General features: G+C 63.9%; 12 protein-coding genes. 4 read left to right on the top strand and 8 right to left on the bottom strand.

Annotation, left to right across the window (positions count from 1 at the left end; translation table 11 throughout):
- Positions 1-118 precede the first annotated feature (118 nt).
- Positions 119-1,372 (top strand): NAD(P)/FAD-dependent oxidoreductase, encoded by a 1,254-nt coding sequence (locus tag NKJ04_RS03625; protein ID WP_023811423.1) that lies wholly within the window; start codon positions 119-121, stop codon positions 1,370-1,372.
- Between the two features lie 116 nt (positions 1,373-1,488).
- Here NKJ04_RS03625 and NKJ04_RS03620 read toward each other — a convergent pair whose 3' ends face one another.
- The gene (locus NKJ04_RS03620) at positions 1,489-2,766 is read right to left on the bottom strand and encodes a 4-aminobutyrate--2-oxoglutarate transaminase (protein ID WP_352439662.1); all 1,278 of its coding nucleotides are present in this window, start codon (positions 2,764-2,766) and stop codon (positions 1,489-1,491) included.
- A 243-nt stretch (positions 2,767-3,009) separates the two neighbouring features.
- On the opposite strand from NKJ04_RS03620, the gene NKJ04_RS03615 reads away from it, so the two are divergent.
- From NKJ04_RS03615 to NKJ04_RS03605, 3 genes are read left to right on the top strand one after another with little or no spacing between them, the layout of a single operon-like run.
- Positions 3,010-4,149 (top strand): efflux RND transporter periplasmic adaptor subunit, encoded by a 1,140-nt coding sequence (locus NKJ04_RS03615; RefSeq protein WP_023811425.1) that lies wholly within the window; start codon positions 3,010-3,012, stop codon positions 4,147-4,149.
- Complete coding sequence (locus NKJ04_RS03610; RefSeq protein ID WP_023811426.1) at positions 4,146-5,225, top strand: efflux RND transporter periplasmic adaptor subunit; 1,080 nt, start codon at positions 4,146-4,148, stop codon at positions 5,223-5,225. Before NKJ04_RS03615 ends, NKJ04_RS03610 begins: the two co-directional genes overlap by 4 nt.
- On the top strand, positions 5,222-8,317 hold the full coding sequence (locus NKJ04_RS03605) for an efflux RND transporter permease subunit (RefSeq protein ID WP_352673545.1): 3,096 nt from the start codon (positions 5,222-5,224) through the stop codon (positions 8,315-8,317). The genes NKJ04_RS03610 and NKJ04_RS03605 overlap by 4 nt, the downstream gene beginning before the upstream one ends.
- Positions 8,318-8,329: 12 nt before the next feature.
- Here the strand turns inward: NKJ04_RS03605 and NKJ04_RS03600 are convergent, their stop codons facing one another.
- The 7 genes from NKJ04_RS03600 to NKJ04_RS03570 all read right to left on the bottom strand — a co-directional run bounded on the left by NKJ04_RS03600 (position 8,330) and on the right by NKJ04_RS03570 (position 15,795).
- Complete coding sequence (locus NKJ04_RS03600; RefSeq protein ID WP_128304325.1) at positions 8,330-8,668, bottom strand: hypothetical protein; 339 nt, start codon at positions 8,666-8,668, stop codon at positions 8,330-8,332.
- Positions 8,669-8,712: 44 nt separating this feature from the next.
- Positions 8,713-9,462: an ABC transporter ATP-binding protein gene (locus NKJ04_RS03595; protein WP_352554666.1), complete on the bottom strand. Its 750-nt coding sequence runs from the start codon at positions 9,460-9,462 to the stop codon at positions 8,713-8,715.
- Complete coding sequence (locus NKJ04_RS03590; protein WP_031213315.1) at positions 9,459-10,304, bottom strand: ABC transporter ATP-binding protein; 846 nt, start codon at positions 10,302-10,304, stop codon at positions 9,459-9,461. Before NKJ04_RS03590 ends, NKJ04_RS03595 begins: the two co-directional genes overlap by 4 nt.
- Positions 10,301-11,227 carry a nickel transporter permease gene (gene nikC / locus NKJ04_RS03585; protein WP_023811431.1) on the bottom strand — a complete coding sequence of 309 codons (927 nt, stop codon included), beginning with the start codon at positions 11,225-11,227 and terminating at the stop codon, positions 10,301-10,303. The genes NKJ04_RS03590 and nikC overlap by 4 nt, the downstream gene beginning before the upstream one ends.
- 298 nt (positions 11,228-11,525) lie before the next feature.
- The gene (locus NKJ04_RS03580) at positions 11,526-12,593 is read right to left on the bottom strand and encodes an ABC transporter permease (protein ID WP_128304323.1); all 1,068 of its coding nucleotides are present in this window, start codon (positions 12,591-12,593) and stop codon (positions 11,526-11,528) included.
- 18 nt (positions 12,594-12,611) lie between these two features.
- Positions 12,612-14,255: an ABC transporter substrate-binding protein gene (locus tag NKJ04_RS03575; RefSeq protein WP_128304322.1), complete on the bottom strand. Its 1,644-nt coding sequence runs from the start codon at positions 14,253-14,255 to the stop codon at positions 12,612-12,614.
- 262 nt (positions 14,256-14,517) lie between these two features.
- A complete protein-coding gene (locus tag NKJ04_RS03570) occupies positions 14,518-15,795 on the bottom strand; it encodes a lytic murein transglycosylase (protein ID WP_128304321.1) in 1,278 nt (425 codons plus the stop codon).
- Between the last annotated feature and the right edge of the window lie 122 nt (positions 15,796-15,917).

Here is a 15,917-nt window from a genome sequence, read left to right as displayed (position 1 = left end):
TGAACTGTACGATTGACAGCTGCCATTCCGGGTGCGACCCGCAAAAGCTCTCTTGCGGCGGCACCAGACAATTGCCACTTGGCGAGACATCCTAGGATAGAAGCGGGATTGGAATGCGATGAAGAACGGTGTGGTCATTGTCGGCGCGGGTCATGCGGGCGTGCAAGCGGCCGCCAGTCTGCGCGAAGACGGCTATGACGGGCCGGTGATCCTCGTCGGGGATGAGGACGAACTTCCCTATCACAAGCCGCCGCTGTCGAAGACTTTCATCAAGGATGCCGAGGCCAAGCCGCAACCCTTGCGCGGCGAGGCCTTTTACACCGGCAGCGCCATCGATTACCGGCCTGGCGTCAGGATCGATCGGATCGATACCCGACGCCGCAGTTTGGATATTGCCGGCGGTGGTGCGCTGGCCTTTGACCATCTGATCCTGGCGACAGGCTCGCGCCCGCGCACGCTGCCGCTGCCCGGTGCCGACCTGTCCGGTGTGCTGTCGCTGCGCTCGCTGGCCGATGCGCGGCTGATCCGCGACCTCAGCGCGCAAAGCGACGAAATCGTCATCCTCGGCGGCGGTTTCATCGGGTTGGAGATAGCAGCCACACTGCGGGCCACCGGCCGCACGGTGACAGTGGTGGAGGCCGTGGACCGGCTACTCGGCCGCGCCGTGGCGCCGGTGGTGGCGAGCCACGTCCGGCAACGGCTGGAAGCGACAGGCGTGCGCATTCTCACCGGCACCTCGATCGCCAGGCTCGATGGCGAAAACGGTCATGTCACGGCCGCCATCACCTCGTCAGGCGAAAGGCTGCCGGCGCGCATGGTCATCGTCGGCATTGGTGCCATGCCGAATGTCGAACTGGCGCAGTCTGCAGGCCTCGGCATCGCCAACGGCATCCGCGTCGATCATCAGATGCGCACGTCGATGCCGGAGATTCTCGCCATTGGCGATGCTGCCTCCTACCGTCACTGGTTCACCGGCGGCGACGTGCGGCTGGAATCGGTGCAGAACGCCACCGATCAGGCGCGGCTTGCCGCGCGCACGATATCAGGCCACACCGACGCCTATTCGGCGGTGCCATGGTTCTGGTCGGACATCGGCGACATGAAATTGCAGATGGTCGGCCTGACCGCCGGCGGCGACAGCCATGTCGTGCTGGGCGACCTGCCCGAAAACAAATTCTCGATCTACCACTATGCCGGCGACCGGCTGCTCGGCATCGAATCGGTCAACCGCCCCGGCGACCACATGCTTGGCCGCAAGATGCTCGGCGCCGGCTTTTCGCCGACGCAGGAAACGGTTGCTGAGGGACCTGACGGTTTGAAGGCGGCGCTGGCCGCGTTTCAGCAGGATGAGCCTGCCAGGGCTGCGGGCTAGCCCCCGCTTACCCTCCCCTTGTGGGGAGGGTCGCTGCGAAGCAGCGGGGTGGGGGTCTGTGCGAGGCCCCCACCCGGACCTTCGGTCCGACCTCCCCACAGGGGGGAGGTAGAAGTTCAGGCGGCGCAGACTTCGCGGATCGAGCTTTCCAGGATGTCGAGTGCTTCGTTCATGACTTCGTCCTGGATGGTGATCGGCGCCAGGAAGCGGATGACGTTGCCGTAGACACCGCAGGTCAGCAGGATCAGGCCCTTGTCGAGCGCCTTCAACCGGATCGCATTGGCGATCTCGGCCGACGGCAGGCCCTTCTTGACGTCGTTGAACTCGACCGCGTTCATGAAGCCGAGGCCTCTGATGTCGACGATCTCGGGCACGTCGTCGCGGATCGACTGCAGCCGCTGCTTCAGCCTTGCGCCCAGCGTGTTGGCGCGGTCGCACAGGTTTTCGTCATCGATCACGTCGAGCACGGCGTGCGCGGCGGCAACGCCGATCGGGCTGCCGCCATAGGTGCCGCCGAGCCCGCCGGGCCCGGGCGCATCCATGATTTCGGCGCGGCCGGTGACCGCCGCCAGCGGGAAACCGCCGGCAAGGCTCTTGGCCATGGTGGTGATGTCGGCGGCCACCTCATGGTGATCCATCGCAAACATCTTGCCGGTGCGGGCAAAGCCGGTCTGCACTTCGTCGGCGATCAGCAGCATGCCGTGCTGGTCGCAAAGCTTGCGCAGCGCAACCAGGAAGTCACGCGGCGCGTCGTAGAAGCCGCCCTCGCCCTGAACCGGCTCGATGATGATGGCGGCGACGCGGGCCGGATCGACATCGGCCTTGAACAGCCGGTCGAGCGCCGCCAGCGAGTCGGCGACCGAGACACCGTGCAGCGGCACCGGGAACGGCGCATGATAGACATCGCCCGGCATGGCGCCGAAGCCGACCTTGTAGGGCACGACCTTGCCGGTCAGTGCCATGCCCATGAAGGTGCGGCCATGGAAACCGCCGGCGAAGGCGATGACCGCCTGACGGCCGGTGGCATTGCGGGCGATCTTGATGGCGTTCTCTACCGCCTCCGCCCCGGTGGTGACGAAGATCGTCTTCTTCTCGAACTTGCCGGGCAGCATGCCGTTCAGCCGTTCGGCCAGGCGCACATAGCTCTCATAGGGCACCACCTGGTGGCAGGTGTGGGTGAAGCGGTCGAGTTGTGCCTTGACCGCTTCGATCACCCTGGGATGGCGATGCCCGGTGTTGACGACGGCGATGCCCGACGAGAAATCGATATAGCGACGCCCCTCGACATCCCAGATTTCCGAATTTTCAGCCCGGTCGGCATAGATCTGCGTGGTCATGCCGACACCGCGGGAAATCGATTGGTTCTTGCGTTCGGAAATGGCTGAATTCTTCATCGTATCCCTCACCGGGCCGGCGCCCGTCCTGTTTGATGCCGTTGAGACATCTTCTGACCTTATTTCACGTTTTCCTCAAGTCGGCACCACCGACAGGCGATTGGGCCTGCGGTGGGCAGATCCCGGCGCTTAACCAGTCAGGCGATACACGTACGAGACCGGTTTCCTTTTCCCGGGGATCGACTATCCTCTGGATGTCCACGAGGCATCGCGACCAGCGAGCCGCCGCGGCCGGGGGAGCCCATGAGCAGGAACGTGACTTCGCCCGTCTCGCAGCCGTCGGTCCAAGCTCCCGGTCTTTTGTCTTTTCCAGCCGCCCCGGCGCTTTTCGCCTGCACGGCTGCGCTGCTTTTGGTCGGCTGCCAGAAGCAGGAAGCGGTGGACAAGAAACTGCAGATCATGGTGCGCACCGAAACGGTGGCGATGGCCGACTATGCGCCAAGGACCTCGCTGACCGGGGTGATCGCGGCGCGTACGCTGAACAATCTGTCGTTCCGGGTCGGCGGTCGCGTCGCCGAACGGTTTGTCGATGTCGGCCAGCATGTCGATCAAGGCACGGTGCTTGCCCGGATCGATCCGCAGGAGCAGGAATCCGATTTGCGCTCGGCGCAGGCCGATCTCGACGCGGCACAGGCGCAATTGACCCAGTCCGCCGCCGCCTTCGAACGGCAGAAGACGCTGCTCGCCCAGGGTTTCACCACCAGGCGCGATTATGACGCCGCGGACCAGGCCCTGAAGATGGCACAAGGCAGCGTCGATGCCGCGCAGAGCGCTTTCTCCAACGCCCAGCAAAACCTGTCCTTCACCGAACTCAAGGCCGGTGCCGCCGGCGTGATTACCGCCCGCCAAGTCGAAACCGGCCAAGTGGTGCAAGCCGCGCAAACCGTCTTCACCGTCGCCGAGGACGGGGACCGCGACGCGGTATTCAACGTGCAGGAGACGCTGATCGCCAAGACACCGGCATCGCCTGCGGTGACGATCACGCTGTTGTCCGATCCGCAGGTCAGGGCGACGGGCAAGGTCCGCGAAATCTCGCCTGCGGTCGACCCGGCTTCGGGCTCGATCCGGGTCAAAGTCGCCATTCCCGACACGCCCGCCGGCATGCCGCTGGGGGCAGCCGTCATCGGCTCGGTAAGCGCCAAACCGGCGAAGGCAATCCTGCTGCCTTGGCAGGCGCTGACGTCCAGCGGCGGCAAGCCGGCGGTCTGGATCGTCGATCCCTCGACCAAGGCGGTGACGATGGCGCCGGTCGAAGTGCTGGCGTTCAATTCGGGCACGGTCGTGATCGCCAAGGGGCTGGACGCGGGCCAGAGCGTCGTCACCGCTGGAGGACAGCTGCTCAGCCCTGGACAGACGATCGAAATATCGGGAGCGGGCCAATGAGCCGAACGCCACGCATCCTGCTCGGCGTGCTCATGCTCGGCGCGCTGGCATCCTGCTCCAAGTCGGAGGAAAAGCCGCCAGAGATCATCCGACCGGTGCTGTCGATGGTGATCGAGCCGCGCACCACGCAAATCTTCGGTTTTGCCGGATCCGTCGAACCGCAGGTCAGCGCCGACCTGGCCTTCCGCCTGCTTGGGCGGGTCGTCTCGCGCGACGTCCAGGTCGGCGACATCGTCAGCAAGGGCACGACGATAGCGGCACTCGATCCGACCGCGCTGGAGTTGGGCCTGCAGGCGGCCAAGGCGGAACTGTCCAATGCCGAGGCGCAGCTCGCCAACGCCGCCGCCAGCGAGGAACGGCAGCGCCAGTTGCTCGCCTCGGCCAACGCCACGCAAGCTGTCTTCGATGCCGCGCAGCAGGCGCGCAAAGCTGCGGAGGCAGGTGTCGAGCGGGCCAAGGCTTCGCTTGCCAAATCGCAGGAGCAACTCGGCTATGCCAGGCTGTTCTCTGATTTCGACGGTGTCGTCACCGCGGTGGGCGCCGAAGTTGGCCAGACGGTCTCGCCCGGCCAGACCATCGTCACCGTGGCGCGTTCGGACCTGCGCGAGGCGGTGGTCGACATTCCCGATCAATTGACCGGTGATCTTGAGGCCGGCACGCCCTTCCAGGTGATCCTGCAGTCGCTGCCGACGATCCAGACCGGGGCCAAGCTGCGCGAGATCGCACCGCAATCCGAGGGCTCGACCCGCACGCGGCGCGTCAAGCTGACGCTCACGGATCCGCCACAGGCCTTCCGGCTCGGCTCGACGGTGACGGCGACCCGCGTGACCAAGGTGGCACCGACGATCGAACTGCCGATGTCGGCGCTGTTCGAAAAGAACGGTTCCGCGAAAGTGTGGATCGTCGACCCGCAGACATCCAGCGTGAACGCACGCGACATCAAGATCGCGTCGAAGAATGGCGTTATCTTCACCGTGGCCGAAGGGCTTGACGCGGGCATGCGTGTCGTCACGGCGGGCGTCCACAGCCTGAGCGAAGGCCAGAAGGTGAAAGTGCTCGAGGGAGGCGCCTCATGAAAGGCTTCAATCTCTCCGACTGGGCGCTCAACCACCGCTCCATGGTCTGGTATTTCATGCTGGTCTTCGTCGTGGCTGGCGTGTTCTCCTACCTCAATCTCGGCCGTGAAGAAGACCCCAACTTCACCATCAAGACGATGATCATCCAGGCCAACTGGCCGGGCGCCTCGGTCAAGGAAACCGTGCAGCAGGTGACCGACCGTATCGAGAAGAAACTCGAGGAACTCGACAGCCTCGACTACACCAAGTCCGTCACCACGGCCGGCCAGACCGTCATCTTCGTCAACCTGAAGGACACCACCAAGGCACGCGATGTCGTGCCGAACTGGATTCAGGTGCGCAACATGGTCAACGACATCGGGGCGCAGTTTCCGCAGGGGGTGCAGGGACCGTTCTTCAACGACCGCTTCGGCGACGTCTATGGCAACATCTACGCCTTCACATCGGACGGGCTGACGCCGCGCCAGTTGCGCGACTATGTCGAGGACGCCAGAACAAAAATCCTGACCGTGCCCAACGCCGGCAAGGTCGACCTGGTCGGCGCCCAGGACGAGGCGATCTATCTCGAATTCTCGACCCGCCAGATCGCCGCCCTCGGCCTCAACCAGCAAGCGATCGTGGCGAGCCTGCAGGCGCAGAACGCGATTACGCCGTCCGGCGTCATTCAGTCCGGGCCGGAGCGCATCAGCGTGCGTGTCGGCGGGCAGTTCACCTCCGAGGACAGCCTGCGCGCCATCAATCTGCGCGTCAATGACCGCTTCTTCCGCCTCAGCGACGTGGCGACGATCACGCGCGGCTATGTCGATCCTCCTACGGCGCTATTCCGCTTCAACGGCCAGGACGCGATCGGGCTCGCCATCGGCATGAAACCCAACGCCAACCTGCTCGAATTCGGCGAGGCGCTGCACAAGGAGATGGACAAGGTGCTGGCCGACCTGCCGGTCGGTGTCGGCGTGCATCTGGTGGCCGACCAGCCGGTCATTGTCGAGGAGGCCGTCTCGGGCTTTACGCGCGCGCTGTTCGAGGCGGTCGCCATCGTGCTCGCGGTGTCGTTCATCAGCCTCGGCATGCGCGCCGGCTTCGTCGTGGCGCTGTCGATCCCGCTGGTGCTGGCCATCACCTTCACGGTCATGGCCTATCTCGGCATTTCGCTGCAGCGTATTTCCCTGGGTGCGCTGATCATCGCGCTCGGGCTTCTGGTCGACGACGCGATGATCGCGGTCGAGATGATGGTGGCGCGGCTGGAGGTCGGCGACAATCTGCGCAAGGCGGCGACCTATGTCTACACATCGACCGCCTTTCCGATGCTGACCGGTACGCTGGTGACGGTCGCCGGCTTCATCCCGATCGGCCTCAACAACAGCGCCGCCGGCGAATATACCTTCACCCTGTTCGTGGTCATCGCCGTTTCGCTGCTGGTGTCATGGGTCGTGGCGGTGCTGTTTGCGCCACTGCTCGGCGTCACCATCCTGCCGGCGACGATGAAAACCAAGCATCACGACCAGCCCGGCCGCTTCACCTCGCTTTTCCGGCGCGTGCTTGTCGGCTCGGTGCGCCATCACTGGCTGACCATCATCGTCACCGTGCTTTTGTTTGCCGGCTCGATCGCCGGCTTCGGGCTGGTGCAGCAGCAGTTCTTTCCGCCATCGGACCGGCCGGAGCTGATCGTCGACTGGAACCTGCCGCAGAATGCCTCGATCGCCGATACGCGCGACCAGATGGAGCGGTTCGAGCAGCGGGCGCTGGTCGGCAATCCCGACATCGACCATTTTTCGTCCTATATCGGCCAGGGCGCGGTGCGTTTCGTGCTCGCCTATGACGTGCAGCCGGCCAACCCCTATTTCGGCCAGACCGTCATCGTCACCAAGAGCATCGCGGCCCGCAACCGGGTCAAGCCGGCGCTTGAAAAACTGCTGCGCGAGGAGTTCGTCGGCACCGACGCCTTCGTCAAGCCGCTCGAACTCGGGCCCCCGGTCGGCCGCCCGGTGCAGTATCGCATCGGCGGTCCCGACATCCAGACGGTGCGCGAACTGGCGCAGCAATTCGCCGGTGTCATCTCCGCCAATCCAAAGCTTGCCGCGCCTACCTTCGACTGGAACGAGCCGCAACGCGTGCTGAGGGTCGACGTGCTGCAGGACAAGGCACGCCAGCTTGGCATCACCTCTTCCGACATCGCCAGCGCGCTCAACAGCACCGTCGGCGGCGCTACCATCACGCAGGTGCGTGACGCCACCTACCTGATCAATGTCGTGGCGCGCTCGCGTGGGTCCGAACGCGGCTCGATCGAAACGTTGCAGAACATGCAGCTGCCGACCAGTACCGGCGAGGCGATCCCGCTCGCGGCCGTCGCCAACTTCCGCTACGATCTGGAGCAGCCAACGGTGTGGCGACGCGACCGCATCCCGACCATCACCGTGCGCGCCGGACTGGTCGGCGACGTGCTGCCGGCCACCGTCGTCAACGAATTGAAGCCGTCGGTCGATGCCTTCACCGCCAAGCTACCGCCGGGCTATTCGATCGCCACCGCCGGCTCGGTCGAGGAGAGTGCCAAAAGCCAAGGACCGATCGCCGCCGTCGTGCCGTTGATGCTGTTCGTCATGGCGACGATCCTGATGGTGCAATTGCAGAGTTTCCAGCGCCTGTTCCTGGTGGTGGCGGTGGCGCCGCTCGGCCTGATCGGCGTTGTGGCGGCCCTGGTGCCGAGCGGCGCGCCGCTCGGCTTCGTCGCCATCCTCGGCGTGCTGGCGCTGATCGGCATCCTGATCCGCAACTCGGTCATCCTGATCGTGCAGATCGAGGATCTCGTCCGGGAAGGCAAGGACCGCTGGGCGGCCGTCATCGAGGCGACGGAACACCGCATGCGGCCAATCGCGCTGACGGCGGCGGCCGCAAGTCTCGCCCTGATCCCGATCGCGCGCGAAGTGTTCTGGGGCCCGATGGCCTATGCCATGATGGGCGGCATCATCGCCGGCACGGCGATCACGCTGCTGTTCCTGCCAGCGCTTTATGTGACGTGGTTCAGGATCAAGGAGCCGAAAGCCCAGGAAGAGCTACCCGTGGAGAGCGGCGAACCGGTGCAAGCTCAGACTTAAGGCTTTGCCGGGTCATTCGTTGTCGTTGGAGGGTACGGGGCGTGACTTGGCGCGTTGCCACGGCGACGATTTTGAGGTGCGCCAGGCATGCCAACCTTTCGGCAAATCGGCCAACTCCACGATGGTTTCATCCAGTTGAACCACCTCTTGCAGGCCTACGAGCATTACCTCGCGTTCATCCCAATCTCGAGTGTCGCTGCTGTAGAATTGCCAACTGCCACCTTCGTCGTTGTAGCTGTCGTCGTCGTCATCTTCATGCACAACGTATGCGATCCAGTCGCCACGTTTAAATAGGCTCTTGTCCGACAACACCGCGAGGTTGGGCGGATCCGCAAACTTCCATTCCTCCATCGGAATCCCTGAAGACGGTTGGTTCTGCACACAGGAAGACGAATTCAGGCGGTTCTCACAAACCCGTCGCTCGCTCTCAGCAAGTTGCGAGTATAGTCCTTCGTCACGCGACGTTCGACGAGATCCGCCGCCGCCAGGTTCTCAACCGCCTCGCCGCTTTGCATCACCATCAGCCGCTCGCACATATGGGTGATGATGGCGAGGTCGTGGCTGACCATCAGGAAGGTCAGCTTGCGCCGCTTGCGTACCTCTTCCAACAGGTTGAGCACTTCCGCCTGCACCGAGGCATCGAGCGCCGAGGTCGGCTCGTCGAGCAGCAGGATCGAAGGTTCGAGGATCAGGGCACGGGCAATCGCCACGCGCTGGCGCTGGCCGCCCGATAGTTGGTGCGAATAGCGGAAGCGAAAGCCGTTTCCCAGCCCGACCTCGTCGAGCGCCCGCTGGATGCGCTTTTCGCCATCGGCGAAGCCGTGGATGGCAAGCGGCTCCTGCAGCAGGCGGTCGACGGTCTGGCGCGGGTGCAGCGAGCCGTACGGATCCTGAAAGACCATCTGCACTTCGCGGTAGAAGGCCTTGTCGCGGCGTGGCCCGAGCGTCTTGCCGTTGACGGCGATGCTGCCCGATGCGACCGGCGCAAGGCCGGCGATGGCCCGAAGCAGCGTCGATTTGCCGGAGCCGGATTCACCGACCAGGCCAAAGGATTCACCCGGCTGCACGTCGAGGCTGACGCCCTTCAGTGCGCGAAAACGGTCGAAGATCACTTCCAGCCTGTCGACGGCAATCGCAGAAGTCATGCCGCCCACTCCGGCTTGCGGTCGAGCACCGGCAGCGGGTGGCGGTCGGCACCGATCTTGGGCATGCAATTGAGCAAGCCGCGCGTGTAGGGATGCTGGGCATGGCCGAGTTCGGACGCCTTGAGCTGCTCGACCACCTTGCCGGCATACATGACGATGACGCGGTCGCAGAAGGATGAGACCAGGCGCAGATCGTGCGAGATGAAGATCAGCCCCATGCCGCGCTCACTGACCAGCCGGTCGAGAATGCCGAGCACATCAAGCTGCACGGTGACGTCGAGCGCCGAGGTCGGCTCGTCGGCGATCATCATTTCCGGACCGGCGATCAGCATCATGGCGATCATGGCGCGCTGGCCCATGCCGCCGGACACTTCATGCGGATGCAGGTTGAAGACGCGAGAGGGATCACGGATCTGCACCGCCTCCAGCATGGCCAATGCGCGGTCGCGCGCCTCGGCCTTGCCGACCTTTTCATGCGTGCGCAGCGTTTCGACGATCTGGCGGCCGATGCTCATCACCGGGTCGAGCGAGTATTTCGGATCCTGCAGGATCATGGCGATGCGCTTGCCGCGCAGCGCCCGGCGTTCGCGCGGCGAGACGCTGAGCAGGTCGATGCCGTCGAAGGCGAGCTTGTTGGCCGATATCCGCGCCTGCGGCGGCGTCAGGCCCATGATGGCGCGGCCGGTCTGCGATTTGCCGGAGCCGGATTCTCCGACGATGCCGAGCCGTTCGCGGCCGAGCGAGAAGGAGACGCCGCGAACCGCCTCGATCAGCCCGGTGCGGGTCGGGAAGGTGACGCGCAAATCGTCGACCTCGAGCAGCGTCTTCGTTTCCCTGCTCATTGGTCACCACTGCGGGGATCGAGCGCGTCGCGCAGGCCGTCGCCGAGCAGGTTGAAGCCGAGGCTGACGATGAGGATGGCGAAGCCCGGCGCACCGGCCACCCACCACTGGTCGAGCACGAAGCGGCGCCCCGACGCGATCATCGTGCCCCATTCCGGCAGCGGCGGTTGCGCGCCGAGGCCGAGGAAACCGAGCCCGGCGGCGGTCAGGATGATGCCGGCCATGTCGAGCGTCACCCTGACGATCAGGGACGAAATGCAAAGCGGCATGATATGGCGCAGCACGATGCGGAAGGGCGAGGCGCCCATCAGCTGCACCGCCTTGATGTAATCGGAATTGCGCACCGTCAGCGTCTCTGCCCGCGCGATGCGGGCGTAGGGCGGCCATGAGGTGATGGCGATGGCCAGCACCGCATTCTCGATGCCGGGGCCAAGTGCTGCAACAAACGCCAGCGCCAGGATCAGCTTGGGAAAGGCGAGAAAGATGTCGGTGATGCGCATCAGGATGGCATCGGTCCAGCCGCCGGCATAGCCGGCCACCGTGCCGACCAGAAGGCCGATCGGTGCCGCGATGATGGCGACCAGGATGACCACATAAAGGGTCCAGCGCGAGCCGTAGAGGATGCGCGACAGGATATCGCGGCCGAGATCGTCGGTGCCAAACCAGTGCTCGGTGCTCGGCGCCAGCAGGCGCGCGTTCTTCAGGTCGCCGAACGTCGGAGAATAAGGCGCCAGCACACCGGCAAGGGCGGCAACGATCAGCAAGGCAATGATAATGAGCAGGCCGAGAAAGGCCAGCCGGTTGGCGGAAAAGCGCCGCCACGCCACATAGGCGCGGCCGAGCCTCGCCTGGGTGCGCGAGGCCGGCCGCTCGCTGAGCAGCCAGTCGCGACGAGAGAGAGGACGGGCGTCGGAGGCGGTCATGATGATGCCTCTTGGAGCTGTCGACCCCCACTCCGGCCTGCTTCGCAGACCACCTCTCCCCCGCTCGACGGGGGAGAGGAAAGGCGCGAAGCGTGCGACCGGCTTTTCCTCTCCCCCGGGCAGGGGGAGAGGTGACCCGAAGGGCCGGAGTGGGGGTGATTGGCCGCAGCTGGAGCAATTCCAGGAAAAGTGTGAAACGGTTTTCCGTCCGGAATTGCGTAAAAACAAGGAGTTAGAGCGGGTAGCCGTTTCCGTGAAACGGTGAACTGCTCTAGGCCCGAAAGTGGAATACCTCTGCTCATTGAACCTTCGTCCTCGGATCGAGGACCCGATACAGAAGGTCGGACAGAAGGTTGATGGCGATGAAGACCGAACCGATGACGATGGTGCCGCCGAGCACCGCATTCATGTCGGCGTTCTGCAGCGAGTTGGTGATGTAGAGGCCGATGCCCGGCCATGAGAAGACGGTCTCGGTCAGCACCGAACCTTCGAGCAGCCCGGCATAGGAGAGCGCGATCACCGTCACCATCGGCACCGCCGCATTGCGCAGCGCGTGGCCCCAGATGATGCGGGTTTCCGACAGGCCCTTGGCGCGCGCCGCGACGATATATTCCTGCGACAATTCGTTGAGCATGAACGAGCGCGTCATGCGGCTGATATAGGCGAGCGAGAAATAGCCGAGCAGCGAGGCCGGCAGGATGATGTGGCGGAAGGCGTCGTAAAAAACGTCCCACTGCCCCTGCATCGCAGAGTCGAGGAGATAGAAGCCAGTGATCGGCGTAAAGGTGTATTCGTAGACGATGTCGAGCCGCGCGGGGAAGGCAACCCATTGCAGCTTGGCGTAAAACAGCACCAGCGCCAGCAGTCCCAGCCAGAAGATCGGCACGGAATAGCCGATCAGGCCGATGATACGCACGATCTGATCGATGAAACTGCCGCGCCTGACCGCGGCCAGCACGCCAAGCGGTACGCCGAACAGCGCGCCGATCAGCGTCCCCAGCGTCGCCAGTTCCGTCGTGGCCGGAAGCGCCCGGCGAATGTCGGTCATGACAGGATTGGTGGTCAGCACAGAGACACCGAAATTGCCGTTCAGGGCATTTTTCACATAGATGTAGAACTGCTCGACCAGCGGCAAATCGAGGCCCATCTCGCGGCGCGTGCGCTCGACGACATTGGCCGGCGCCCGGTCGCCGAGCACCGCCAGCACCGGGTCGATCGGGATGACGCGACCGATGAAGAAGGTGACCGCGAGCAGACCAAGATAGGTCGTGATCGCGATGACCAGGAAACGGCCAAGCGATGATGCAATAGCGACGGCACGGGCGCTGCCGCGCCCCGCCGCCACTTCCTTTTCAACCGTGCTCATGCGGCGTGTCCGCGAGCACTATTCCTTGGACACCGGCCCGACGAAATTGCTGTCGAAGCTCGGGCCGAGGGCAAAGCCCTTGAGGTTCTTGCGCAGGCCGGCCACTTCCAGCTGCTGGTGGATGACGACAAAGGGGCTGGTGTCCAGGATCTTCTTCTCGAGATCCTTGTACATGTCAGCGCGCTTGCCGGCGTCCTTCTCGAGCAGCGCTGCTTCCGTCTCCTTGGTCAGGTCCGGAATGTCCCAGGCGTTGCGCCAGGCCAGCGTCTTGGACTTACCCGCATCCGAGTTGTCCGGATTCGAGGCAAAGGTCTGGGCGTTGGAATTCGGGTCGAAATAATCCTGGCCCCACTGGCCGATATAGATGTCGTGGTTGCGGGCGCGGTACTTGGTCAGCGTCTGCTTGCCGTCGCCCGGGATGATCTCGAGCTTGATGCCGGCCTGTCCGAGCGTCTGCTGGATCGATTCCGCCATGCCGGTCGTCGGCTGGCCGGTGCGTACGTCCATGGTTACGCTGAAGCCGTCGGGCAGACCGGCCTTGGCCAGCAATTCCTTGGCCTTGGCGACATCGAACTTGAACGGATTCTCATCCAATTCGCCGAGCACACCCTTCGGCAGGAAGGTCTGGTGGATTTCGCCGATGCCCTTGAGGATCGTCGAGCTCAGCGCATCGTAGTCGACCAGGTATTTGAAGGCTTGGCGGACCTCGGGCTTGGCGAGGTTGGCATTCTTCTGGTTGAGGCTGATGTAATAGACCGTGCCCTTCGGCGCGCTGGTCGAGATGAGATCGGCGTTCTTGGCGATGGCGTCGAGGTCGTTCGGCTCGAGATTGCGGGCAACGTCGATGTCGCCGGCCTCGAGCGCCAGGCGCTGGCCCGAGCTTTCCTTCATGTTGCGGTAGATGACGCGGGCAAGCTTGGCCTTCTCGCCGTAGTAATTATCGTTGCGCTCGAGAACGACCACCTCATTGGCCCGCCATTCGCGCAGCTTGAAGACGCCGGAGCCGGCATAGCCGGTCTTCAGCCAGGCATTGCCGAAATCATTGTCCCATTTGTAGTCGGCGCTCGGCGTCACCGCAGCGACATGTTCCTTGACCAGCTTGGCGTCGACCACCGATGCAACCGTTGCCGACAGGCAGTTCAGCACGAAGCTCGGCGCATAGGCCTTGTCGACGGTGAACTGGAAGGTGGTCTCGTCGACCGCCTTGGCCTTCTCGGCGACGTTGTCGCCGCTGATGCCGAATTGGCCGATGATGAAGGCCGGGCTCTTGTCGAGCTTGACGGCGCGTTCGAACGACCAGGCGACGTCGGCCGCGGTGATCGGATTGCCGGAAGCGAATTTCAGGCCGGGCTTGAGCTTGAATGTGTAGGTCAGGCCGTCATCGGAGACGGTCCAGCTTTCGGCAAGGTCTCCCTTGACCTTGGAGGTGTCGCTGAGGTCGAGACGGACAAGCAGATCATACGTGTTGCCGGTGACCTCGGCGGTCGACAGCTCGAACGCCTCGCCCGGATCCATGGAGATGATGTCGTCGATCGCGAAACCTTCGACCAGCGTGTCGGCGGGCGTGACCGCACCGGCGGGCGCGCCGGCCAGAAGCAGCGCGGACATGGCTGCACCCGCCAGCAGGAAGCGAGAGCGTAGAGCAAACTTTTCCATCATCATCGTGATTGTTCCCTGTTTTGTTGTTTGTTGACCTGAGTTCCCGGCTCAGGGTTGTGCAATTCTTTTCGGGCCTGGAGAAGGCCCCAGTGATCTCTTACCGTTGCGGTTTTTGTCCAGTTGGTCAACACCATATCCGGCAGCCTCGTGGCGGGCAACGAGCATTTATACGATGGCTCAATGGGCCAGAAAGGCCGGTGGGATGTCGACGCATCGGCCAGCCAATCGAGGCTGCCGATCGAGGATAATCTGGCGAATGTCGCGGCTATCTCAGCGCCGCGACCAGGCTGGTGTCAGGGAAGCAGGTGGCGGCGCGGCCGTTCTTGGCTTGCCAAATGCCGATCGAACGGCGGGTCTTGAAGCCGGGCAGGCCATCGGCGCTGCCGACGTCATAGCCCTTGGCTTCCAGCGCGCGTTGCAGAGCGGCTATGTCCGAACGGTGGAGCCCGCCGACCGCGCCCCAGCTGCCGGCAAAATTCGAATCGCCATGGGCGATGCGATCGGCGCCATGGCCGATGAACAGCGCGTAGAGGTCGCTGGTGTTGTACTGCTTCAGCACGTAGAAATTGGGCGTGGCGATAAAGGCCGGACCGCTGCGCCCTGCCGGCATCAGCAGGAAGCCTTCGGCCTTCATCTCACTCGCTGGAAACGGCTTGCCGCCGACGCGCCTAACGCCCATTGCCGCCCATTCGGAGATTTTCTTGCCCTGGTCCGGGCCTTCCAACGAACAGGAAACGCTTTCCGGCACCATCACCTCGAAACCCCAGCCACGGCCCTTTACCCAGCCATAGTGGACGAGATAATTGGCGATCGAGGCCAGCACGTCCGGCGTCGAGTTCCAGATGTCGGCGCGGCCGTCGCCGTCGAAATCGACGGCATGTTTCAGGAACGAGGTCGGCATGAATTGCGGCTGGCCGAGCGCTCCGGCCCAGGACGATTTCATCGCGCCGACCGGAGCCAGCCCGCGCTCGACGATCTCGAGTGCAGCAAGCAGTTCGGTGCGGAAGAAGTCCTTCCTGGTCGACATGAACGCTTTGGTGCCCAGCACTTCGAAGGCGTCGTAGGGCATCTTCGCCGCGCCGAATCCGGTCTCGCGGCCCCAGATCGCCAGCAGCACTTCGCCCGGCACGCCGTAGCGCTTTTCGATAGATGCAAGTGTCCTGGCATTGGTGGCTTCGCGCGCCCGGCCGCCCGCCGTCACCGCGCGAACCGTCTTCTCGGCGAAATAGGCGCCGGGTGAGCCGAATTCGGCCTGGTGCTGCTTCTGCGGCGTGGTCGCCTTATCGCCCGGCTTGACCAGGTCGGGCAGCTTCAGATTGGGATTGATGCCGTCGAAGGCGGCATCGAGGGTGGCTTTGGAAATGCCTTTCGCCCTGGCTTGCGGCCAAAGGTCGTTCTGCAGCCAGGCGCGAAACTGGTCGTCGATCTTTGCGGCGGAGGCGGGGGTGGAAAGGAGGACCGCGAGAAGAACTGCAAAAAAGGAAAACAGAGCCAATCTGAGAGGTTTGCGTTCCTTCACACCCCCCTCTGTCCTGCCGGACATCTCCCCCGCAAGGGGGGAGATTGGCCGCTTCATCGGCGGCGCTCTTGTTGCAATGTCGGCGATTTGCGAAAACAAAGATGACATCCGATCTCCCCCCTTGCGGGGGAGATGTCCGGCAGGAC

Origin of the sequence: Mesorhizobium sp. M0618 (genome assembly GCF_040320765.1) — a bacterium.
GTDB lineage: Bacteria > Pseudomonadota > Alphaproteobacteria > Rhizobiales > Rhizobiaceae > Mesorhizobium.
This window is presented reverse-complemented; position numbering and strand designations above follow the sequence as displayed.